17 protein-coding genes are annotated in these 21,282 nt (G+C 73.4%); 9 read left to right on the forward strand and 8 right to left on the reverse strand.

Going from position 1 to position 21,282, the window contains the following annotated elements:
- Positions 1 to 12: 12 nt before the first annotated feature.
- The 4 genes from QSK22_RS06480 (at position 13) to QSK22_RS06495 (ending at position 4,882) form a co-directional block, all read left to right on the forward strand.
- On the forward strand, positions 13 to 1,467 hold the full coding sequence (locus tag QSK22_RS06480) for an FAD-linked oxidase C-terminal domain-containing protein (RefSeq protein ID WP_285493064.1): 1,455 nt from the start codon (positions 13 to 15) through the stop codon (positions 1,465 to 1,467).
- Complete coding sequence (locus tag QSK22_RS06485) at positions 1,467 to 2,675, forward strand: FAD-binding oxidoreductase (protein WP_285493065.1); 1,209 nt, start codon at positions 1,467 to 1,469, stop codon at positions 2,673 to 2,675. The genes QSK22_RS06480 and QSK22_RS06485 overlap by 1 nt, the downstream gene beginning before the upstream one ends.
- Complete coding sequence (locus QSK22_RS06490; protein ID WP_285493066.1) at positions 2,675 to 4,069, forward strand: (Fe-S)-binding protein; 1,395 nt, start codon at positions 2,675 to 2,677, stop codon at positions 4,067 to 4,069. The genes QSK22_RS06485 and QSK22_RS06490 overlap by 1 nt, the downstream gene beginning before the upstream one ends.
- 129 nt (positions 4,070 to 4,198) lie before the next feature.
- On the forward strand, positions 4,199 to 4,882 hold the full coding sequence (locus QSK22_RS06495) for a hypothetical protein (protein WP_285493067.1): 684 nt from the start codon (positions 4,199 to 4,201) through the stop codon (positions 4,880 to 4,882).
- A 23-nt stretch (positions 4,883 to 4,905) separates the two neighbouring features.
- On the opposite strand, the gene QSK22_RS06500 is transcribed toward QSK22_RS06495, so the two are convergent.
- From QSK22_RS06500 to QSK22_RS06520, 5 genes are all read right to left on the reverse strand, one after another.
- Entirely contained in the window at positions 4,906 to 6,624 is a 1,719-nt protein-coding gene (locus QSK22_RS06500; RefSeq protein WP_285493068.1) for an ABC transporter family substrate-binding protein, read from the reverse strand.
- Positions 6,621 to 8,630 (reverse strand): dipeptide ABC transporter ATP-binding protein, encoded by a 2,010-nt coding sequence (locus QSK22_RS06505; protein ID WP_285493069.1) that lies wholly within the window; start codon positions 8,628 to 8,630, stop codon positions 6,621 to 6,623. Before QSK22_RS06505 ends, QSK22_RS06500 begins: the two co-directional genes overlap by 4 nt.
- Entirely contained in the window at positions 8,627 to 9,547 is a 921-nt protein-coding gene (locus QSK22_RS06510; protein ID WP_502872286.1) for an ABC transporter permease, read from the reverse strand. Before QSK22_RS06510 ends, QSK22_RS06505 begins: the two co-directional genes overlap by 4 nt.
- A gap of 59 nt (positions 9,548 to 9,606) precedes the next feature.
- Entirely contained in the window at positions 9,607 to 10,605 is a 999-nt protein-coding gene (locus QSK22_RS06515) for an ABC transporter permease (RefSeq protein ID WP_285493072.1), read from the reverse strand.
- Between the two features lie 178 nt (positions 10,606 to 10,783).
- On the reverse strand, positions 10,784 to 11,794 hold the full coding sequence (locus QSK22_RS06520) for an ABC transporter permease (protein ID WP_285493073.1): 1,011 nt from the start codon (positions 11,792 to 11,794) through the stop codon (positions 10,784 to 10,786).
- 100 nt (positions 11,795 to 11,894) lie between these two features.
- Between QSK22_RS06520 and QSK22_RS06525 the strand changes: the two genes are divergently transcribed.
- Entirely contained in the window at positions 11,895 to 12,512 is a 618-nt protein-coding gene (locus QSK22_RS06525; protein ID WP_285493074.1) for a TetR/AcrR family transcriptional regulator, read from the forward strand.
- 572 nt (positions 12,513 to 13,084) lie between these two features.
- Positions 13,085 to 15,019, forward strand: coding sequence for a sensor histidine kinase (locus QSK22_RS06530; protein ID WP_285493075.1), 1,935 nt, complete (start codon positions 13,085 to 13,087; stop codon positions 15,017 to 15,019).
- A 292-nt stretch (positions 15,020 to 15,311) separates the two neighbouring features.
- Here QSK22_RS06530 and dapF read toward each other — a convergent pair whose 3' ends face one another.
- Complete coding sequence (gene dapF, locus QSK22_RS06535) at positions 15,312 to 16,136, reverse strand: diaminopimelate epimerase (RefSeq protein ID WP_285493077.1); 825 nt, start codon at positions 16,134 to 16,136, stop codon at positions 15,312 to 15,314.
- Entirely contained in the window at positions 16,094 to 17,026 is a 933-nt protein-coding gene (gene miaA / locus QSK22_RS06540) for a tRNA (adenosine(37)-N6)-dimethylallyltransferase MiaA (RefSeq protein WP_285493318.1), read from the reverse strand. Before miaA ends, dapF begins: the two co-directional genes overlap by 43 nt.
- Before the next feature lie 101 nt (positions 17,027 to 17,127).
- On the opposite strand from miaA, the gene QSK22_RS06545 reads away from it, so the two are divergent.
- Positions 17,128 to 17,322, forward strand: coding sequence for an antitoxin (locus QSK22_RS06545; RefSeq protein WP_285493079.1), 195 nt, complete (start codon positions 17,128 to 17,130; stop codon positions 17,320 to 17,322).
- A 297-nt stretch (positions 17,323 to 17,619) separates the two neighbouring features.
- Here the strand turns inward: QSK22_RS06545 and miaB are convergent, their stop codons facing one another.
- Entirely contained in the window at positions 17,620 to 19,149 is a 1,530-nt protein-coding gene (gene miaB, locus QSK22_RS06550; RefSeq protein WP_285493080.1) for a tRNA (N6-isopentenyl adenosine(37)-C2)-methylthiotransferase MiaB, read from the reverse strand.
- A 281-nt stretch (positions 19,150 to 19,430) separates the two neighbouring features.
- On the opposite strand from miaB, the gene QSK22_RS06555 reads away from it, so the two are divergent.
- Together QSK22_RS06555 and QSK22_RS06560 are read left to right on the forward strand one after the other, a co-directional pair.
- Positions 19,431 to 20,261, forward strand: a complete 831-nt coding sequence (locus QSK22_RS06555) for an amino acid ABC transporter ATP-binding protein (protein ID WP_352231416.1) — start codon at positions 19,431 to 19,433, stop codon at positions 20,259 to 20,261.
- Positions 20,262 to 20,303: 42 nt separating this feature from the next.
- On the forward strand, positions 20,304 to 21,173 hold the full coding sequence (locus QSK22_RS06560) for a glutamate ABC transporter substrate-binding protein (protein WP_285493081.1): 870 nt from the start codon (positions 20,304 to 20,306) through the stop codon (positions 21,171 to 21,173).
- The last annotated feature ends 109 nt before the right edge of the window (positions 21,174 to 21,282 follow it).

The following is a 21,282-nucleotide window of genomic DNA, read 5'->3' on the forward strand; positions in this document are numbered from 1 at the left end:
AAGGTGAACGGGATGGAGCAGACACTTCGGGCGCTGGCGGAGCGGTTCACCGGGCTGCTCGGCGCGGACGCCGTCATCACCGACCCGGTGCGGCTGCGCACGTACGAGTGCGACGGGCTGACCGCGCACCGCGCCGTGCCCGGGCTGGTCGTGCTGCCGGATTCCGCCGAGCAGATCGCCGAGATCGTCCGGGCGTGCGTGGCGGCGGGCGTGCCGTACGTGGCGCGCGGGTCGGGCACGGGCCTGTCGGGCGGGGCGCTGCCGCGCACGGACGGCGTGCTGATCGTGACGGCCCGGATGCGCCGCGTCCTGGAGATCGACATCCCGAACCGGCGGGCCGTGGTGGAGCCCGGGGTGATCAACCTGGACGTGACCCGGGCGGTGCGCCCGTACGGCTACTACTTCGCGCCCGACCCGTCCAGCCAGCAGATCTGCTCGGTCGGCGGCAACGTGGCGGAGAACTCCGGCGGCGCGCACTGCCTGAAGTACGGCTTCACCGCGCACCACGTGCTGGCCTGCGAGATCGTCACCCCGGACGGGGAGATCGCCACGCTGCGCGCCGGCGGCCCCGGCTACGACCTGCTGGGCGCGTTCGTCGGCGCCGAGGGCACGCTGGGCATCACCACCAAGATCACGGTGCGGCTGACCCGGCTGCCGGAGGCGGTGCGCACGCTGCTGGCGGCGTTCGACACGATCGAGGCGGGCGGCGCGGCGGTGTCGGCGATCATCGCGGCGGGGGTGGTGCCGGCCGCGATCGAGATGATGGACGCGCTGTCGATCGAGGCGGCCGAGGCGGCGGTGGGCTGCGGCTACCCGCCGGGCGCGGGGGCGGTGCTGATCGTCGAGCTGGACGGCCCGGCGGCCGAGGTGGAGCACCAGTTCGCCGAGGTGGAGCGGCTGTGCCGCAAGGCGGGGGCGTTCGAGATCCGCGTCGCCGCAGGCGACGCCGAGCGGGCGCTGATCTGGAAGGGCCGCAAGTCGGCGTTCGCGGCGGTCGGCCGGATCAGCCCCGCCTACATCGTGCAGGACGGCGTGATCCCGCGCACCGCGCTGCCCGAGGTGCTGGCGCGCATCGACGAGCTGTCGGCCGAGTCGGGCGTGCGGGTCGCCAACGTGTTCCACGCCGGTGACGGCAACCTGCACCCGCTGGTGCTGTTCGACGACGCCGTGCCAGGGGCGGCCGAGCGCGCCGAGGAGGTGTCGGGGGCGATCCTCGACCTGTGCATCGAGCACGGCGGGTCGATCACCGGCGAGCACGGGGTGGGCGTGGACAAGGCGCGGTACATGCCCCGGATGTTCAACGAGACCGACCTGGACACGATGCAGATGGTGCGGTGCGGGTTCGACCCGGCGGGGCTGTGCAACCCGGGCAAGGTGTTCCCCACGCCCCGGCTGTGCGGGGAGGTCCCGGGCGTCCGCAGGGGCGTGCATCCGCTCGTCGCGCAGGGGAAGGCGGAGCAGTTCTGATGCAGACGGTGGACGCCCTGGCGAAGGTCTGCGCGGACGTGCGGCCCGGCGAGCCGGAGGAGGGCGTGCTGGGTGTCGTGCCGCGCTGGGTGGCGGCGCCGGCGGACGTCGCCGAGGCGGCCGAGGTGATGCGCGTGGCGGCCGAGCACGGGCTGGCCGTGGTGCCGCGCGGCGGGGAGACCCGGCTGGACTGGGGCCTGCCGCCGCACCGCTGCGACCTGCTGGTCGACACCCGGCGGCTGGACCGGGTGGTGGAGCACGCGGCGGGCGACCTGGTGGTCACCGCGCAGGCGGGGCTGCCGATGCGGCGGCTGGCCGAGGCGGTCGCCGAGCGGGGCCAGCGGCTGTCGCTGGACGTGCCGCTGGCGGGGTCGACGGTCGGCGGGACGATCGCGACCGGAGCGGCCGGGCCGCTGCGGCTGCTGTACGGGGCGCCGCGCGACCTGGTCATCGGGATCACGATCGTGCGGGCCGACGGGCGGACGGCGCGGTCGGGCGGCAAGGTCGTCAAGAACGTGGCCGGGTACGACCTGGGGCGGCTGCTGTGCGGCTCGTACGGCACGCTGGGGCTGATCGTGGAGGCCACGTTCCGCCTGCACCCGCTGCCGTCCGCATGCGCCTACGTGACGTCCCCCGTGGCGGACGCGGGGACCGCCCACGAGGCCGTGCAGGCGGTCCTGCATTCCCCGGTGGTCCCCAGCGCGCTGCAGTGCTGGACGTCCCCGGGGCAGGGCCCGGCGCTGGGCGTGCTGGTCGAGGGCGTACCGGACGGCGTGGCCGCCCGTGCCGCCCATGTCGCCGACCTGCTGGGCCCGCGGGCGGCCGTCGCGGAGCAGGCTCCCCACGGCTGGGGCGCCTACCCCGACGGCACGACCCTCATCGAGGTGAACGCGCCCCCGGCGTCGCTGCCGGACCTGCTCGGCGCCCTCCCGCCGGAGGCGGCGGCGGTGTGGTCGGCCTCGGGGCACGGGCATGTCGGCCTGCCGGGGCAGATGGGCGCCGGGGACGTCGCCAGCGCGCTCGCCAAGCTGCGGGGCGCGCTCGCCCCCCACGACGGCGGCGCGGTCGTCTGCTACGCCCCCGAGGGGGTGCGGGAGGCGATCGACATGTGGGGCCCCGTCCCCGCCCTGTCGCTGATGCGGCGGGTGAAGGACCAGTTCGACCCCGACCACCGCCTCTCCCCCGGCCGTTTCGCTGGAGGCATCTGATGACCGCCCTGAACGATCCTGCGGCCCCGGACGACCCGGCGGCCGCGAACGGCGCGGGCGCCGGCGAGCCCCCGGGCGCCGGCGAGGACGCGGCCGCCCCGCGGGAGGGGGAGCTGCCCCGGCTCCTCAGCGACTGCGTGCACTGCGGGTTCTGCCTGCCGACCTGCCCCACGTACGTGCTGTGGGGCGAGGAGATGGACTCCCCCCGGGGCCGCATCCACCTCATGCAGCAGCACGTGGAGGGGACGCCGCTGTCGGCGCCCATGGTCGAGCACTTCGACCGTTGTCTTGGGTGCATGGCGTGCGTGACGGCCTGCCCGTCGGGGGTGCGGTACGACCGGCTCATAGAGCTGACCCGGGCGGAGGTGGAGCAGGAGCACCCGCGTCCCGTCGCCGAACGGCTGACCCGCGAGGCGGTGTTCCGGCTGTTCCCGTACCCGCGTCGTCTGCGCGCGCTGCGCGGCCCGCTGCGCGCCTACCAGCGCACGGGGCTGCGCCGCCTGGTGCGGCGCAGCGGACTGCTCGGGCTGCTGGAGCGGGTCTCGCCCTCGCTCGCGGCCATGGAACGCCTCGCCCCGCCGCTGGGCAGGCCCCTGCCCCGGCTCCCCGAACACGTCGCCGCGCGGGGGGAGCGCAGGGCGACGGTCGGCATGCTCACCGGGTGCGTGCAACGCGAGTTCTTCCCGGGGGTCAACGCCGCCACGGCGCGCGTGCTGGCGCTGGAGGGCTGCGACGTGGTCATCCCCCGGGGGCAGGGCTGCTGCGGCGCGTTGTCGCTGCACGCGGGCAGGCAGGAGGAGGCGCGCGCGTTCGCCCGCCGCACCGTGGAGGCGTTCGAGGGCGTGGACGTCATCGTCGTCAACGCGGCCGGGTGCGGGTCGGCCATGAAGGAGTACGTGCGGCTGCTGGCCGACGACCCGGCGTGGGCGAAGCGCGCCGAGTCCCTTTCGGCCAAGACGCGCGACCTGGCCGAGTACCTGGTGGAGCTGGGGCCGCGGGCGCGGCGGCACCCGCTGCCAGTCACGGTCGCCTACCACGACGCGTGCCACCTGGCGCACGCGCAGGGGGTGCGCTCCCAGCCGCGCGCGCTGCTGGCGGGCATCCCCGAGCTGACCGTCCGGGAGATCGCCGACCCGGACGTCTGCTGCGGCTCGGCGGGCACCTACAACCTGTTCCAGCCCGAGGCCGCCGCGGAGCTCGGCGACCGGAAGGCGGCCGGCGTGCACGCCACCGGGGCCGAGCTGCTCGTCGCCGCCAACCCCGGATGCGCGATGCAGATCTGCGACGCGCTCGCCCGGCGGGGGGACCGGATCGCCGTCGCGCACACGGCCGAGATCCTGGACGCGTCGCTGCGCGGGCTGGACCGTTCCTTCCTGCTCGGACGCCCGATCTGAGCCGTTTCCGCCGTTCGTCACGTACGTCGTGTCGAGCGATATGTCCGGTATAGTGCGTCGCCCTGAGACCGGCGAGTACCGCTGTACCGGCAGAGACGTCAGAGGCGCGAGTCGACCCGGGGAACGACCATGGCCAACAGCTACCGTCCACGCAGCCACCGCAAGAGGAGGAGCGCGGGCCGGGTGGGCCTGGCGGGGGCGCTGACGGGCGCGGCCGGGATCGCGGTGGTGGCCGCCGGCATCGCCGTCCTGCAGCCCGACGGGGACGGCGGCGGCTCTCTCGCCGGCGAGGGCGGCCCCGCCTCCACGCCGTCCCCCGCCACCGGGCGCCCGCTGACCTTCACCACGCCGGAGGGGTACGGATACCGGCTGGCGGCCGTCAAGACGGGGGTCGATCCGCGCCCCTTCGGGGACGGCCGGCCCCCGCCCTCCGGGTCCACCTACGCCTACGCCGACTACGTCATCACCAACACCGGGCAGCGCCCGGTGCTCCTGGACTACCCCGCCGACCTGTTCATGCCGCGTTCCGGTGTGCCCGACTCCGCGCGCGACCGGTGCATGCCCCAGCCCGGCATCCCCGACTCCATGTGCACGCTGCCGAACAGCAGCAAGGTCACGGCGCGCCTGGAAGGCTCCAAGCCGCCGGTACGGGACGGCGCCGACACGCTCATACCAGCGGGTGCCTCCTACGTGGTGCGCGTGGCGTCCGACCTGCCGGTCGAGGACGACCTCGACCCGTCCGACCTGAGGCTGTACGTGTGGAACGCCCGCTACACCAGTGACCGCAAGGGCGTCGAGCTCGCCCTCCCCTGACCACCGGGAGCGGTCGCGGCGCCTCAGGGGCCGGCCGCGACGCCGGTGAAGCCGATGTCCTCGTACGGGGGTTCGAAGAAGCCGAGGGCGCCGAGATTGGCCAGGTCCCTGCGGACGGCGACGATCTGCGGCCGCTGGTAGACGGGCAGCACGATGGCCAGCCGCCAGATGAGCCGGTCGGCCTCGTTGATCAGGCGGCGCGCCTTGGCCGGATCGACCTCGTGGACGGCCTTCTCCAGCAGGGCGTCGATGGCGGGCGTGCCCACCCGGGCGTAGTTCTGCTGGATGCGGTCGCCGCTCGGCCGGGAGAACACCGAACGCAGCGCGGACATGGGGAACGCGGTGCCGAGCCAGGAGAACGGCACGATGTCGAAACCGCCCGGCGTGACGTACCGGTCGAACAGGTCGTCCACCGGCACCTGCCGCACGTCCACGCGGATCCCGATCCGGGCCAGCATGGCGCGTGTGAGGTCGCCCTCCTGCCTGCTGCCGGGCATCCCCGAGGGCACGACGAAACGCAGCGCGAGCGTCCGGCCGTCCTTGACGCGGTACTTGCCCCGGCGCACCCAGCCCGCCTCGTCCAGGAGCCGCTCCGCCGCCGCCGGGTCGTAGCGGCCCAGGTCGCCGGAGTTGTCCTGGTAGCCCTCCTGGGTGTTCATGAAGAAGTGGTTGCCGAGGGTCTGGGCGGGCCAGCCCAGGTCCCCCAGCGCGGCCCGGGCGAGGGCGTCGCGGTCGATGCCCAGGACGACCGCGCGCCGCACGCGCACGTCCGCCAGCAGCGGGGACGCGGCGTTGAGCGTGAACTGCCGCCAGTCTGGGCCTCCCGCCCGGCGGATGTCGGCGTGGGGGACGCCCTCGGCCCGGCGCAGCGCGCCCGCGTCCACGTTGACGTCCATCAGGTCGATCTCGCCGTTGGCGAAGGCCTCCGGCATCGCCGCCACGTCCATCGCCCGGTAGACGATGCGGTCGAGCTTGGCGGGGCGCCCCCACCACCGGGGGTCGCGCACGATGGTGACGGTCTTGGCCGTACGGTCGATCTTCTTCAGCCGGAACGGCCCGGCGGTGGGCCCCATCCGCCCCTGCCATCCGGTGTTGAACGCCACGGGGTCCGACGTGGTGGACGCCGGGTACAGCGGGCTGAACAGCGCCTGCCAATCCGCGTAGGGCCGGGCGAACCTCACCACCACCTCGCGGTCGTCGGCCCCCCGCTCGACGCTGCGGATGTTGCGGTACCCGGTGTTGATGGCCACCTGGTACCGGGGGTCGCGCCCGGACAGGGCCCGCGCCTGCGCCGCGAAGTCGCGGTAGGTGATCGGGGTGCCGTCCGACCACCTCGCCCGGGGGTTGAGCCGGTAGGTGACGACCTGTTCGGGACGATCCCGCGTCACCCGGGCCGACTCCACGTACTCGGGGACCGGGTGCGGCACCGCCTTGGCGTCGACCCGCATCACGTGGGGCAGCAGCCCCTGCAGGACGTTGGTGACCACGCTCTTGGTGCCGTTGACGTGGTGGAAGTTCCACTGCGTGGGGAACTCGGGCAGCGGCCACCGCAGCGTGCCCCCGTCCCGGATCTGCTCGCGCGGCGTCCGGTTGACGTCGGAGGCGGGCAGCTTGCGCGCGTCCAGCCGGGGCCTCTCGCCGGTGCCGCGGCACCCGCCCGCCCCGGCGAGCATCGCCACGGCCAGGCCGATCCCGCACACGGCGCGCGGCAGCGGCTTGGCGGCGAAGAGGCGGCGGCTCACTTGGCCCCTTCCGCGTGGTGGCAGGCGACCTGGCGGTCCACGGACGGATCGAGGACGTGCAGGGCCGGATCGCTGGTCTCGCACCTGCGCCGCAGGGCGTCGTTGCGAAGCGCGGTGTACCGGGGGCAGCGCGGGCGGAAACGGCACCCTGCGGGCGGTGCGAAGGGGTCGGGCGGGTCGCCCTGGAGCGGAATGCGGCGGCGCTTGCGTTCGCGCAGGGGATCGGGCAGCGGGACGGCGTCCAGCAGCGCGCGCGTGTAGGGGTGGGCGGGCCTCTGGTACACCGCGGACGCGGCGCCGATCTCCATCAGCCGACCGTGGTACATGATGGCGACGCGGTCGGCGACATGGCGCAGCACCGCCAGGTCGTGGGCGACGAACAGGTACGACAGGCCGAGGCGGGCGCGCAGCTCGTCCAGCAGCTCCAGGACGCCGGCCTGCACGGACGCGTCCAAGGCGGCGACGGGTTCGTCCAGCAGCAGCAGGCGGGGCTCCAGGGCCAGGGCCCGGGCGATGCCGACGCGCTGGGCCTCCCCGCCGGACAGGCCGCGCGGGTAGCGGCAGGCGTGCTCCTCCTGCAGCCCCACCACGCCCAGCAGTTCCCGCACCCGCAGCTGGATCTTCGGGCCGGGCATGCCGTGCGCGGACAGGGGCTCGGCGAGGATGTCGGCGACGCGCATGCGCGGGTCCAGCGACGAGAACGGGTCCTGGAACACCACCTGCAGGTCGCGGCGCAGCCGTTTGCGGTCGGCGGCGGCGAGCGCGGCGGTGTCCTCGCCGAAGACGGTGATGCGGCCCCGCTGGGGCCGGGCGAGCCTGAGGATCTCCATCAGCACGGTGGTCTTGCCGCAGCCCGACTCCCCGGCCAGCCCGAGCGTCTCGCCCGCGCGCACGTCGAACGTCACCCCGTCCACGGCGTGCACCGGCCCGCCGCGCCGCTGCCGGTAGTGCCGGACCAGATCCTCCACCTGCAGCACGACCGGCCGCCGGTGGCGCGCAGGGGCCTCGGGACGGCGCGCCGCCGGCCGGTGGGGGAACACCGCGTCCAGGTCCGCGGTCGCCTCGATGTTGAAACACGCCGCGCGGTGGCCGCCCGGCCCGACCGGCGCCGGTTCGGGCACGGTGTCGCCGCACCGCGCCAGCGCCACGGGGCAGCGCGGCGCGAACGCGCACCCCGCAGGCGGCGCGGACGCCGACGGCGGCGCGCCGTCGATCGGCACCGGGCGGACGGTGCCATCGGCGCGCGGCAGCGACCTGAGCAGCCCGATGGTGTACGGCATGCGCGGCCGGTGGTAGATCTGATCGACCGGCGCGGTCTCCACGGCGCGGCCCGCGTACATCACCATGACGCGGTCGGCGACGCCGGCGACCACGCCCAGGTCGTGGGTGATCAGCAGGACGGCGGCCCCGGTGGCCTCCCGGGCGACCCGCAGCACGTCGAGGATCTGCGCCTGGACGGTGACGTCCAGGCCGCCGGTGGGCTCGTCGGCGACCAGCGCCACCGGATCGTTGGCGATCGCCATGGCGATCATGACGCGGCGCCGCATGCCGCCGGAGAACTCGTGCGGGTAGGCACGGGCGCGCCTTGGCGCGTCCGGGATGCCCACCAGGTCCAGCAGTTCGACGGCGCGGGTGCGGGCGGCTCGGCGGGTGGCGCCCGCGTGCACCCGGATCGTCTCGGCGATCTGGTCGCCCACGGTGTGGACGGGGGTCAGCGCGGAGAGCGGGTCCTGGAACACCATGGCGATGTCGCGTCCGCGCAGGAGCGACATCTCGGCGTCGGAGCGGCCCACCAGTTCGCGGCCGCGCAGCCGCACCGAGCCGCGCACGTCCGCGCCGGAGGGGGACAGGCCGAGCACGGCCAGGGCGAGGGCGGTCTTGCCCGAACCGGACTCGCCGACGACGCCGAGGACCTCGCCGGCCCCCACCTCCAGGCTGATGCCGCGGACGGCCCGCACGCCCGGCGGGTAGGTGACGTGGAGGTCCCGTACCGTCAGGACGCTCATGTGCGCCCCCCGTACCGCCGTGGCGTGCGCGGCCTGGGGCGGGGCCGGGGGTGCTGGGGGGCGGCCGGGTCGAGGACGTCGCGCAGCCCGTCGCCGGTGAGGTTGACGGCGACGACGATGAGGACCAGCAGCCCCCCGGCGAACCCGAACAGCCACGGGTAGGCGAGCGCGGTGCCGCTGCCGTCGGCGATGAGGGTGCCCAGCGAGGTGTCGGGGGGCCGCACGCCGTAGCCGAAGTACGACAGGGCGCTTTCGGCGATGATGGCCACGCTCACCCCCAGGCTCGCGTCCACGATCAGCAGCGACGCCAGGTTCGGCAGGATGTGGCGGGCGATGATGCGGGGGGTGCTCACCCCCAGGAAGCGGGCCGCCAGGACGTATTCGCGGTGGCGCAGCGACAGCGTCATGCCGCGCACCATGCGGGCCGTCACCATCCACATGAACGCGGCCAGCAGCGGTATGAGCAGGGGCCAGCGCCCCCCCAGCGCCGGGGACAGCACGGCGACGACCAGGAACCACGGCAGAACCAGCAACAGGTCCACCCCCCACATCAGGAGCCTGTCGACCCAGCCGCCCAGGTATCCGGCCACGGCGCCCACCACCGCCGCCAGGCCCGTCGACAGCACGGCCACGCACAGCCCGATGAGAAGGGACTTCTGCATGCCGCGCACGGTGAGCGCGAACACGTCCCGTCCGCTGCCGGTGGTGCCGAACCAGTGCTCCGGCGAAGGGGGCCGGCGGAACGCGGTGAAGTCGATCTCGTCGTGGCCCCAGGGGGACACCAGCGGCCCGGCGAACGCGAGCAGGAACAGCAGGCCCAGCAGCACGAGCCCCGTCACGGCCCGCGCGTTGCCCAGCACGCGCCGCGCCGCAAGCGCGCGCGGCGAGGGCAGGTCGAGCGGGCCCGCGTCGCTCATGCCGTCGCCCCTCGTATGGCCGCCGCCCTGCGGGCCGCGGCCCCTCGCACCGTTGCCGCTCACGCAGCCCTCCTCCGCACGCGGGGGTCGAGGACGACGTACGCGACGTCCGACAGCAGCCCGGCGAGCAGCACGGCGGCGGCGGCGAAGCAGTTGACGGCCGCCACCACGTTGACGTCCCCGCGCGTGATGGAGTCGACCAGCCACTCCCCCAGCCCGTGCCAGCCGAAGATCTTCTCGGTGAACATCGCGCCGAGCAGCAGCAACCCGAACGTGTAGGCGAAATACGTGGTCATGGGGATCAGCGCCGTGCGCAGGCCGTGCCGCAGCAGCGCGTCCCTGCGGCGCAGGCCCTTGGCGCGGGCGGTGCGGACGAAGTCGGCGTCCAGCACGTCCAGCATCATGGCGCGCTGGTAGCGGCAGTAGAGGGAGAACTGGGCCAGGGCGATGGTGGCCGTGGGCAGCAGCAGGTGCCGGATGCGGTCGCCGAATCCGCCGAGCGGGCCGAACGGCCCCTCCCCCGCCCCCGGGGACGACTCGCCCACCCACTCGAACAGGCGCAGCCCGGTGAACTCGTTGACCTGCCGGGCGGCGAGCTGCAGCAGCACCGCCAGCACGAACACCGGCATGGCCAGCAGCAGGAACGACCCGAACGTGATGAGCCGGTCGGGCATGCGGCCGTTGCGGGACGCCGCGTACACCCCCAGCAGGACGCCCAGCACGCCCCCGAGCACCGCGCCCGCCGCCAGCAGCCGCAGGCTGACGCGCAGCCGCCGCCACAGCTCGTCGTTGACCGGCTCCCCCTGCCAGGTGCGTCCGAAGTCGCCGTGCAGCACGCCCCGCGCCCAGACCGCGTAGCGCTGCGGCAGCGGGGTCTCGTCGTTGAGGTTCAGCCGGGTCAGCTCGGCGTCGACGACGGCGTCGGGCGGGCGCGGGCTTCGGTCGGCGTAGTTGGAGCGCGGGTCCAGCGCCGCGGCGGCGAGCAGGTAGGCGGCGCTGGCGGCCAGCACGACGAGCACGGCGTGTCCGGCCAACCGCCGCAGCAGGAACGTCGTCATGCCACCCCCCTCCCCGAGCACGCGACGTGACGGAATGCTACTAATCGCTCACTCTAAGCGCGGGACGACGAGCCGATCTCGGCGGGTTGGCCGTGGGAAAACCGCTGGTCCGGGCGCATACATGGGACAACCCCGGCGGGCGGCGGGCCCACCGGGGTCGTCAAGGAGCGAATCGGCGTCAGTGCACCGGGACGGGCTCCCTCGGGGCGCCCTCGGGCGCCTCGGCGCGGCGGCTGCGCAGCGCGCCGACGGTCATCAGCACGGCACCGAAGGCGATCCAGCAGAGCAGCACGGCCAGGGGTCCGCCCGCTCCCGCGCCGTCGAAGAAGGCCACCGACCGCAGCAGCGTGGCCGCGGCGCCGGGGGGAAGCAGCTGGCCGAGGTCGCCCCACGGCTGGGGCAGCATCTCCGGCGCCGACGTGGCGGCCGACAGCGGGTTGCCGATCAGCATGAACAGCAGGGCGCCGACGCCGATCCCCGGCCGCCCCATCACCGAGGTGAAGCCCGTGATCACACCGGCCACGGCCATGATCGCCAGCGCCATGGCGCCCGCGACGGCCAGGTACGACCCGGGGAGCACGGAGAGCCAGCCCTGGGCGAGCGCGGTAGCGCACGCCCCGCCCAGGAGGGCGATGCCCGTCACCGCAACGGCCCGCCGGCCGATTCCGCGAACGAGGAAGGTGACGATGACCGCGGCGGCCAGGCTGGACATCACCAGGGGCAGCGCCAGGGCACCGAAGCCCGCGCCCCTGGGGTCGTCCGGGTCGGCCGCCACCACGTCGCGGACGGGCACGGTGGGCGTGGTCGAGGGCGACATGTTCTGGGCGAGCTGCTGGAGCAGTTGCGCGACGGCCGGCGAGGCCGCGGACGCGACGAGCACCCGGGGCCCCTGCGCGGTGGTGACGATGGCCCCGTAGGCCTCGCGGTCGGTGAGCGCCGCCCGCGCGGCCGCCTCGTCGGGGACGGTCTTGACGTCGAACGCCCCGGGCCGCTGCTGCTCGAGCCGCTGGGCCACCGCCTGCGCCTGGGGCCCGGCGACGACGAGGGGCAGGTCCTGGGGGGCGCTGCGCGCCGCCGGCCAGGCGAACGCGACGAGCATGAGGAACTGGACGACCACGACGGCGACGATGATGCCGGCGATCCGTCCTGCCTGCGTGGGGGACGCAGCGGGGGGCGCGGTGGGGGACACGACTGCCTCCTGCGAAAGCGAACGTTCGTTCTTTATGACGCCCAGCGTGCCGGAGGGGCCGGGGATTGTCAAGAACGAATATTCGTTTTACATTGTGGACATGCCGCGAGTCAGCGAAGCGCACCTGGAGCAGCGCCGGCAGCAGATCCTCGACGCCGCCCGCGCCTGCTTCATCCGCAAGGGCTTCCACGAGACGTCGATGCAGGACATCTTCGCGGAGGCCGGCCTGTCCGCCGGGGCCGTCTACCGGTACTTCAAGAGCAAGACCGAGATCGTCGAGTCGATCTCCTCCGAGGCCATCTCGATGATGGGCGGGGCTCTGTACGAGATCGTCGCCGAGCATCCGCCGCCGCCCCCGGAGGAGGCCATGGAGCGTCTGATGGCCCACATGCTGGAGAACGGCGAGTCGTACCTGAACTCGTTCACGCTGGCGCCCCAGGTGTGGTCGCTGGCGATGCACGACTCCGGCTACCGGAACAACATCGCGAACGTCCTGCGGCCCGTGCACGCGCTGTGGACGACCTACGCCGAGAACCTGCGCGACGCCGGCATGCTGCCTCCCGATAGCGATCCGGAGGCCGTGAGCAGGACGCTGCTGGCGCTGGTGCCCGGCTTCATGCTCCAGCGGGTCATTCTCGGCGGCATCTCGCCCGAGACGCTTCGCGACGGGCTGTACGCCCTGAGGCACAGCACCGCGGCAACCGATTCCTCCTCCTGAGCCCCGCCTCCCACCCGGCGCGGACAGGACGCTTCAACCGGTCGGCCGCGCCTGCGCCCACGGGCGCGGGCACCTTCAGCCAGGGGGCCGGTCGTGAGTCGTGGCCCGCGGCAAGGCCATTCGGTGTGACGGTGCCTCGAACCCGCCCCTGTCGAGGTTCGAGGCCCGCCCTGCGAGGCGGCCGGTGAACGCGACCACCGGTCGTCCGGCACGGCCACGCCATGGGGACGTGGCCGTGACCGGGGCGTGTGCTCTGCCGCCCTGCCGTCGCGTGAGCGGCGGCAGTACTCCGTCTGGCGACTCTCTCATCGTGTGCTGAGACGAGTCCTGCCGTCCTGAGGCGCCCGCCCCCTTCGCGTCAGGACGCCGCGCCAGACGGACGGGCGGGCGTTCTGGTTCCAGCTCAGGTGACGGAAAGGTGTCCATAGCCGGACACGGAAGAGCGCGGGGTGAGCACCAGGACGCTTTAACATTCCATTACTTCTTTCTCGGTAGGGGTCGGGAGCGCCTTCGACATGGGCGACATGGGCACGGTGCAGCGGGGCCGGGTAAGGGGCAGGGGCGGAGCGGTCTTGGCGCTGGCTTTGTGCGCGGTGCTGGCGGCGGTGGGGTCGCTCGTGCTGGGGTTCTGGCTGCCCGCCGACCGGCGGATGGTGTGGTGGCACCCCGAGATCCTCGTCGCGGTGATCTGGACGCCCACGGCGGCGCTGCTGCTGCGGTACCGGCCGGGGCTGCGGGTCGGCTGGGTGATGATGGGCAGCGGCGTCAGCGCGGGCGTGTACGTGCTGGCGCTCAACCTGGGGCCGCTGTCCGAACTGCACGGCTGGGCCGGGGCCTGGCTGTGGACCTGGCTGGGCCAGTGGCTGTGGGCGGTCGACACGTTCGCGCTCACGCTCGTCCTGCCGCTGATCTTCCCGGACGGGCGGCTGGTGTCGCGGTGGTTCGCGCCGGTGCTGGCGGTGGCGTGCACCGTGCCGCTGATCGTGTGCGTGCACCTGACCGTCGACCCGGGGGCGCGCCGGTTCCACAACGGGGTGTCGGTCTACCCGTTCCAGGACATCCCGCTGCCGATCAGCGCGACGATCCTGGGGACGCTGGCGCTGGCGCTGGCGTCGGTGGCGATCCGGTTCGTGCGTTCGTCACCGGAGGTGCGCAGGCAGATCGCCTGGGTGGTGTACCCGGGCGTGATCGCGGTGGCGGTCATCTACGTCGGGGAGACCACCCCGATCGGGGACGTGGTGCGCAACGTGTCGGTCGCCGGCGTCCCGCTGTGCGTGGCCATCGCCATCACCCGGTACCGGCTGTTCGACATCGACCTGGTCATCAGCCGGACGCTGGTCTACTCGGGGCTGATCGTCATCATCACCGGCGTGTACTTCGCGCTGCTGGGGATGGCCGGCCTGGTCGCCGCGGAGCGGGGGCCGCTGGCCGGGCTGGCCGGGGCGATCGCGGCGGGCGCGGTGTTCGAACCCGCGCGGCGCCGCCTGCAGGCCGCCGTCGACCGGCTCATCCACGGCGAGCGCGACCCGTACCGCATCGCCGACCGGCTGCAGGCGCTCATGCAGACCGCCCCCGGCCCGTCCGGCGCCCTGTCCGTGGCGACGGAGGCGGTGCGTGAGGCGCTGCACGCCACGGGCGTGGCCATCGAGGTGTCCGACCGGGACGGGCGGCTGATGTCGGCCGAGAGCGGCTCCCTGGGCGAGCGGCCCCAGCGCGTCCCCCTGGTGTGGTACGGGGAGACGGTGGGGCGGCTGCTGTTCGAGCCCGCCCCGGGGCGCCGACCGGATCCGCGGCTCACCGGCGTCCTGGCCCGCAACCTGGCCGAGCTGGCCAACGCGGCCCGGCTCGCCGCCGATGTGCAGCGTTCCCGCGAGCGCATCCTGCGCGCCCGCGAGGAGGAGCGCCGCAGGCTGCGCCGCGACCTGCACGACGGGCTGGGCCCCACCCTGGCGAGCCTGGCGATGACGGTGGACGCGGCCCGCGTCACTCTCAGGAGCGACCCCGCCGCCGTCGACCCCCTGCTGGAGAACCTTCGGTCGATGATGGGCCGCACCATAGGCGAGGTGCGCGACCTGGTCTACGACCTGCGTCCGCCCGCGCTGGACGACCTGGGTCTGGCCGGCGCCATCCGCGCCCTGGGCGGGGTGGTGTCCACCGGGGAGGGCCCGCGGGTGGACGTGCAGGTCGAGGGCGATCTGACGACGCTGCCCGCCGCCGCCGAGGTCGCCGCGTACCGCATCGTGCAGGAGGCGCTGACCAACGTGCACCGGCACGCCAGGGCCGACGCGGCGGTGGTGCGGCTGCATCTCAACGGCGACCTGCACGTCACCGTCGGGGACGACGGCGTCGGCCTGCCGTCCGAACTGCGCTCGGGGGTGGGCCTGACGTCCATGCGGGAACGCGCCGCCGAGCTGGGCGGCTACTGCACGGTGGGGCCCGGCCCGGACGGCGGCACACTGGTGCGCGCCTGGCTGCCCATCTCCAACGGCTCCCACGGGCACGGCTGACGCCCTACCGGCGCCTGCCCCGTGCCGCACACCCCCTGGTGCCCGCCCCTGCGCCTCCGGACGACGCCCCCGCGGCATTCGTCGGGGCGCGCGAGTGGAGGGCCGGCGACCGCCCCCCGCCAAGAAGGATGCCGCCGGCCCTCGGGCACGTCCGCGGCGCCGGGGCTCCCTTCCCGGCCCGCGGGTGCCATCCACCAGAGGGTGTGCAGGTAGAACGCTAGGCCGGGCGCGGTCCCGGGGGTCAGGGACAAAGGTCCCGACCCTTCCGGGAACCCTTTGCTTACTGCGCCGGTCACACCCAGTCGGAGCGGATGTCGCCCTCGGCGACCAGAACGGCGGGGCCGCTCAGGTGGCTGGTGGCGCCGTCGAACGTGACGGTCAGCCGCCCGCCGGGCACGTCCACCGTCCACACGCCCTCGCGGATCGTCCCGGTGTCGGGGTCGACGGCCGCCGCGGCCGCCGTCGCCACGGTCCCCGTGCCGCAGGAGCGGGTCTCCCCGCAGCCGCGCTCGTACACGCGCATCTCCAGGTGCCGGTCCCCCACCGCGCGGAAGAACTCCACGTTGACTCCCTCGGGGAACACGCCGGGGTCGAAGGACGGAGCGCGGGTCAGGTCGAGTGTCGCCACGGGCTCGTCGATGGAGCACGCCAGGTGCGGGTTGCCCATGGACACGCGCACGCCGGTGTAGGTGCGTCCGGACACGGCGGCCTGGCCGACCCCCAGGAGGACGGGGGCGCCCATGGCGACGCTCACGTCACCGGTCGCCCCCAGGGAGACCCGCCGGAGCCCGGCCCGGGTCGCGACGTTCCACTCGCCCGGCGCCGCCAGGCCCGCGTCCACCAGGTAGCGGGCGAACACTCGGACGCCGTTGCCGCACATCTCGGCGATGGAGCCGTCGGCGTTGCGGTAGTCCATGAACCACTCGGCGTCGTCGGCGGCGGCGTGGGCGTCGCCCATGGCCTTGGTGCGGACGACGCGCAGCACGCCGTCGGCGCCGATCCCGGCGCGCCGGTCGCACAGCCGCGCCACCATGGCGGAGGTGAGGTCCAGGGAACCGCCGGGATCAGGCACGATCACGAAGTCGTTCTCTGTCCCGTGTCCCTTGACGAAGCGCATGTGGTCGATCGTATCCGCAGCGCGCGCGCCACCAGGTCGGGCGCGTCGTAGGGGAGCCAGTGCACGCGGGGGTCGCGGCGGAACCACGACTCCTGGCGGCGCGCGAACCGCCGGGTGGCGCGGATGGTCTCCTGCTTGGCCTGCTCCTCCGTCCACTCCCCGGCCAGGAACCGCAGCACCTGGGCGTAGCCGAGGGCGCGGGAGGCGGTGAGCCCGTTGCGGATGCCCTGCCGTTCGAGCTCGCGGACCTCCTCGACCAGCCCCGCCCGCCACATGCGCTCCACCCGCGCCGCGATACGGCGGTCCAGTTCGGGACGGGGCACGAGCAGACCGATCTGCACGGCGTCGTGGCGGTAGCGGTGCTCGGGCAGGGTGGCGCTGAACGGCCGCCCCGAAATCTCGATCACTTCCAGGGCCCGGACGACGCGGCGCCCGTTGCTCGGCAGGATCGCCCGGGCCGCCTTGGGATCCACCTCCTGCAGCCGTCCGTGCAGCGCGTGGGAGCCGACCTCGGCGAGCTCCTTCTCCAAGCGCGCGCGCACCGCGGGGTCGGTCCCCGGGAACTCCAGACGGTCGAGCGCAGCCCGCACGTACAGCCCCGAACCGCCCACGAGCACGGGTGTGCGGCCGCGCTCCCGGATGTCCGCGATGGCCCGGTCGCTGAGCCGCTGGTACTCGGCCACGCTGGCGGTCACCGTCACGTCCCACACGTCCAGCAGGTGGTGCGGGACGCCCCGCATCTCCTCGGGGGTGAGCTTGGCCGTGCCGATGTCCATGCCCCGGTACAGCTGCATGGAGTCGGCGTTGACGGCCTCGCCGTCCAGCCGCAGCGCCAGCTCCACCGCCAGATCGGACTTGCCGGCGGCCGTCGGGCCCACCACGGCGATCACATCGGGTGAGGTCACGGGCTTAATTCTGGCAAGCGCGCGGGTATAGACGGTTCATACGGGCGCTCTCCGGGGCGTCGCACACCAATTCGGGGGGAATGAGCATGTCCATCGTCGACAAGCTCAAGTCGATGCTCGGCCAGCACTCCGACAAGGCCCGGCAGGGCGTGGAGAAGGCCGGACACAAGATCGACGAGAAGACCGGGGGCAGGTACTCCGACCAGATCCACGAGGCCGAGGGCAAGGCGGACGAGTACATCGACCGCAGCCGCCGCGGCGACGCCGACAGGCCCGAATAAACCCGCGTCCAGTACGCCACCGATGGCCCACGCCGTAGCGCGCCTCGTGGGCCGACCTTCCGGCGTGAACGAGGCGGCCGCGTCGGCGAGCCGTCACGCTCGCCGGCCGCCCAGAGCGCGCGGCCGCCTCGCCGCGGGGTCGGCGCGGCAGTCCGGGCAGCCGCCTGTCGAACGTCGATTTCGGCCCGTGGAGGCGGAGGCCGCCGGCGGGCCTATCCCTGCGCGACTGCGTCCCTGCCGCGGGACGTCCGACTACATGCGGGGGCGGGCCGAGCCCGCGCAGGCCGGTACGGCGCCTCAGTGGGCCGTGCAGCCGGACGAGGCGGGCTGCGCCGCGGGACGCCCGATGGTCGGCATGCCCAGCGACACGGTCGGCCTGGACTCGCCCTGGCGCGCCTCCCAGGCGTCCCCCGCCCGGGTGCGGCGCACGGCGCGCACGGGCCCGTCGGCGACCAGGTGGTGCGGGGCGGCGTAGGTGGTCTCCACGGTGACCATGTCGCCGGGGCGGACGGCCTCGTCCGGCGCGCGGAAGTGCACCAGGCGGTTGTCGGGGGCGCGGCCGGACAGCCGGCGCGTCTCCCCGTCCTTGCGCCCCTCGCCCTCGGCGACCAGCACCTCCAGGCTGCGCCCCACCAGCTTCTTGTTCTCCTCCCAGGAGATCTGCTCCTGGAGGGCGACCAGGCGCTCGTAGCGCTCCTGCACGACCTCCTTGGGCACCTGGTCGTCCATGGTGGCCGCCGGGGTGCCGGGGCGCTTGGAGTACTGGAAGGTGAAGGCGCCGGAGAAGCGGGCCTCGCGCACCACGTGCAGGGTCTGCTCGAAGTCCTCCTCGGTCTCGCCCGGGAAGCCCACGATGATGTCGGTGGTGATCGCCGCGTCCGGGATCGCGGCCCGGACCTTCTCGATGATCCCCAGGAAGCGCTCCTGTCGGTAGGAGCGGCGCATCCGCTTCAGCACCCGGTCCGAGCCGGACTGCAGCGGCATGTGCAGCGACGGCATGACGTTCGGCGTCTCGGCCATCGCGGCGATGACGTCGTCGGTGAAGTCCTTGGGGTGGGGCGAGGTGAAGCGCACCCGCTCCAGGCCCGTGACGCCGCCGCAGGCGCGCAGCAGCCCCGCGAACGCCGACTGACCGCCCGCCGTCATCTCCCGGACGTCGTGCGGGGCCGAGCCCAACGCGCCGAACCCCGAGCCGTAGGCGTTGACGTTCTGGCCGAGCAGGGTGATCTCGATGACGCCCTCGGCGACCAGCGCCTCGACCTCGGCGAGGATCTCGCCGGGGCGGCGGTCGCGCTCCTTGCCGCGCAGCGACGGCACGATGCAGAAGGTGCAGGTGTTGTTGCAGCCGACGGAGATCGACACCCACGCCGCGTACGGCGACTCGCGCCGCGTCGGCAGCGTCGAGGGGAAGGTCACCAGCGACTCTTCGATCTCCACCTGCGCCTCGCGCCGCACGCGGGCGCGCTCCAGCAGGGCGGGCAGCGACCCGATGTTGTGGGTGCCGAACACCACGTCCACCCACGGCGCGCGCTTGACGATCGCGTCGCGGTCCTTCTGCGCCAGGCAGCCGCCCACCGCGATCTGCATGCCCGGGCGCCCGTCCTTGACCGGGCGCAGATGGCCCAGGTTGCCGTACAGCCGGTTGTCGGCGTTCTCCCGGACGGCGCAGGTGTTGAACACCACCACGTCGGGTTCCGCGCCGTCGGCGCGCACGTATCCGGCCGCCTCCAGCAGCCCCGCCAGGCGCTCGGAGTCGTGGACGTTCATCTGGCAGCCGTAGGTACGGATCTCGTACGTACGGGCGCCGCTGTCTGCAGGTGCGGTCATGGCAATCACCAAGGGTACGCGCCGCCCCGGGCGCCGCGCGCCGCTCCGGCACGCCCGGGCGCCTTCCGCCAAGGTCACGAAGCGGTACCGGCCCGGTGCACGGATGTGTCCGCGGAGCCGGACGGGAGACATGTGCCGTGACGTGCAATCATGATGGTGGAGCGGTGCGCCGGCAGGGGGTCGCCGAGCCTGTGAATATGCCGCCGACGTGCGGATTCGTGATCGTATCGGTACCGCTCCGAAGCCGGAGCCCCGCCGCGGATGTCGTAAAGTCCGAGCCCATGACGGACAGCGGAGGCGGGCCCGACCTCGGCAAGGACGTGGCCGCGGAGGTCACCAAGGTCGACGGCGGGCCCCAGGACGACAACGCGGGCGCGGCGCCTCTCGTCGTGGTGGAGAACGTCAACAAGCACTTCGGCGATCTGCACGTCCTCAAGGACATCAACCTCACGGTGAACCGCGGCGAGGTCGTGGTCATCATCGGGCCGTCCGGCAGCGGCAAGTCGACCCTGTGCCGGTCGATCAACCGCCTGGAGGCCATCGACGGCGGCAGGATCCTGGTGGACGGCAAGGAACTGCCCAAGGAGGGCAAGGAGCTGGCCAGGCACCGCGCCGACGTGGGCATGGTCTTCCAGTCCTTCAACCTGTTCGCCCACAAGACGATCCTGGAGAACGTCACCCTCGGGCCGATCAAGGTGCGCAAGGTCCCCAAGCAGGAGGCCGAGAAGCACGCGATGGAGCTGCTCGACCGGGTGGGGATCGCCAGCCAGGCGCACAAGTACCCCGCCCAGCTGTCGGGCGGGCAGCAGCAGCGCGTCGCCATCGCGCGCTCGCTGGCCATGAAGCCCAAGGTCATGCTGTTCGACGAGCCCACCTCGGCGCTGGACCCGGAGATGGTCAACGAGGTGCTCGACGTGATGACCGAGCTGGCCCGAGAGGGCATGACCATGATCGTGGTCACCCACGAGATGGGCTTCGCCCGGCGCGCGGCGAACAAGGTCGTTTTCATGGCCGACGGTCAGATCGTCGAGGAGAACACCCCCGACGAGTTCTTCACCAACGCGCGCACCGAGCGCGCCAAGGACTTCCTCTCCAAGATCCTTACGCACTGAGAGCAACGGGGACTCCAGCAGAAAGCAGAGGTGCACCACAGCATGCGAGTACGTCGTTTCGGCGCTGTCGTCGGCGCCGTCGCCGCGCTGTCCCTGGCGCTGGCCGCCTGTGGCAGCGACACCGAGAAGACCGAGGCCAAGAGCGTCGTCGACAAGGCCAAGGAGACCAAGAAGCTCGTCGTCGGCATCAAGTACGACCAGCCCTCCCTGGGGCTGAAGAAGCCCGACGGCACCTTCGAGGGCTTCGACGTCGATGTCGCCAAGTACATCGCCCAGCAGCTGGGCGTCCCCGAGAGCGGCATCGAGTTCAAGGAGACCACGTCCGCCAACCGCGAGTCCTTCCTGGGCGGCGGCCAGGTCGACCTGGTGGTGGCCACGTACTCCATCACCGACGCCCGCAAGCAGCAGGTCACCTTCGGCGGCCCCTACTACGTCGCCCACCAGGACACGATGGTCCGGGCGGACGACAACGACATCAAGAAGGCCCAGGACCTCAAGGGCAAGAAGCTGTGCAAGGCGGCCGGCTCCAACTCCTTCCGCCGCGTGACCGAGGGCCCGCCGGACGGCAAGCTGGCCATCTCGGGCGTGACGCTGGTGGACGCCTCCAGCTACTCCGAGTGCGCGGCCAAGCTGAAGGCGGGCGCGCTGGACGCGGTCAGCACCGACGACCTGATCCTGGCCGGGTTCGCCGCCCAGCAGAAGGGCTCGTTCAAGGTCATCAACGACCCCTTCACCGACGAGAAGTACGGCGTCGGCATCAAGAAGGGCGACACCAAGACCTGCGAGGCCGTCAACCAGGCCATCCAGAAGATGTACTCCGACGGCACCGCCAAGACCCTGCTGGAGAAGCACTTCTCGGGCACGGGGCTGAAGCTCGTCACCACCGCTCCGCAGATGGAAGGCTGCGCCTGAGACCGACCGCTGGATGACGGCCTGAGCCCGCCGTCCGGGCCGCGGCCCCGGACCGACCCGCCCGGGTCCGGTCCCGCCGCGGGCTGAGGCCGTCCCGCGCCGGTGTCCT

It is taken from the genome of Actinomadura sp. NBRC 104425, from assembly GCF_030269545.1.
GTDB classification, from domain to species: Bacteria; Actinomycetota; Actinomycetes; order Streptosporangiales; family Streptosporangiaceae; genus Spirillospora; species Spirillospora keratinilytica.

Bases quoted from the DNA above. Each gene is read 5' to 3' on its own strand.
- QSK22_RS06480 (WP_285493064.1), top strand. From the start codon at position 13: ATGGAGCAGACACTTCGGGCGCTGGCGGAGCGGTTCACCGGGCTGCTC.
- QSK22_RS06510 (WP_502872286.1), bottom strand. From the start codon at position 9,547: ATGAGCGACGCGGGCCCGCTCGACCTGCCCTCGCCGCGCGCGCTTGCG.
- QSK22_RS06515 (WP_285493072.1), bottom strand. From the start codon at position 10,605: ATGACGACGTTCCTGCTGCGGCGGTTGGCCGGACACGCCGTGCTCGTC.
- miaB (WP_285493080.1), bottom strand. From the start codon at position 19,149: ATGACCGCACCTGCAGACAGCGGCGCCCGTACGTACGAGATCCGTACC.
- QSK22_RS06495 (WP_285493067.1), top strand. From the start codon at position 4,199: ATGGCCAACAGCTACCGTCCACGCAGCCACCGCAAGAGGAGGAGCGCG.
- QSK22_RS06545 (WP_285493079.1), top strand. From the start codon at position 17,128: ATGTCCATCGTCGACAAGCTCAAGTCGATGCTCGGCCAGCACTCCGAC.
- QSK22_RS06555 (WP_352231416.1), top strand. From the start codon at position 19,431: ATGACGGACAGCGGAGGCGGGCCCGACCTCGGCAAGGACGTGGCCGCG.
- QSK22_RS06560 (WP_285493081.1), top strand. From the start codon at position 20,304: ATGCGAGTACGTCGTTTCGGCGCTGTCGTCGGCGCCGTCGCCGCGCTG.
- QSK22_RS06490 (WP_285493066.1), top strand. From the start codon at position 2,675: ATGACCGCCCTGAACGATCCTGCGGCCCCGGACGACCCGGCGGCCGCG.
- dapF (WP_285493077.1), bottom strand. From the start codon at position 16,136: ATGCGCTTCGTCAAGGGACACGGGACAGAGAACGACTTCGTGATCGTG.
- QSK22_RS06525 (WP_285493074.1), top strand. From the start codon at position 11,895: ATGCCGCGAGTCAGCGAAGCGCACCTGGAGCAGCGCCGGCAGCAGATC.
- QSK22_RS06485 (WP_285493065.1), top strand. From the start codon at position 1,467: ATGCAGACGGTGGACGCCCTGGCGAAGGTCTGCGCGGACGTGCGGCCC.
- QSK22_RS06505 (WP_285493069.1), bottom strand. From the start codon at position 8,630: ATGAGCGTCCTGACGGTACGGGACCTCCACGTCACCTACCCGCCGGGC.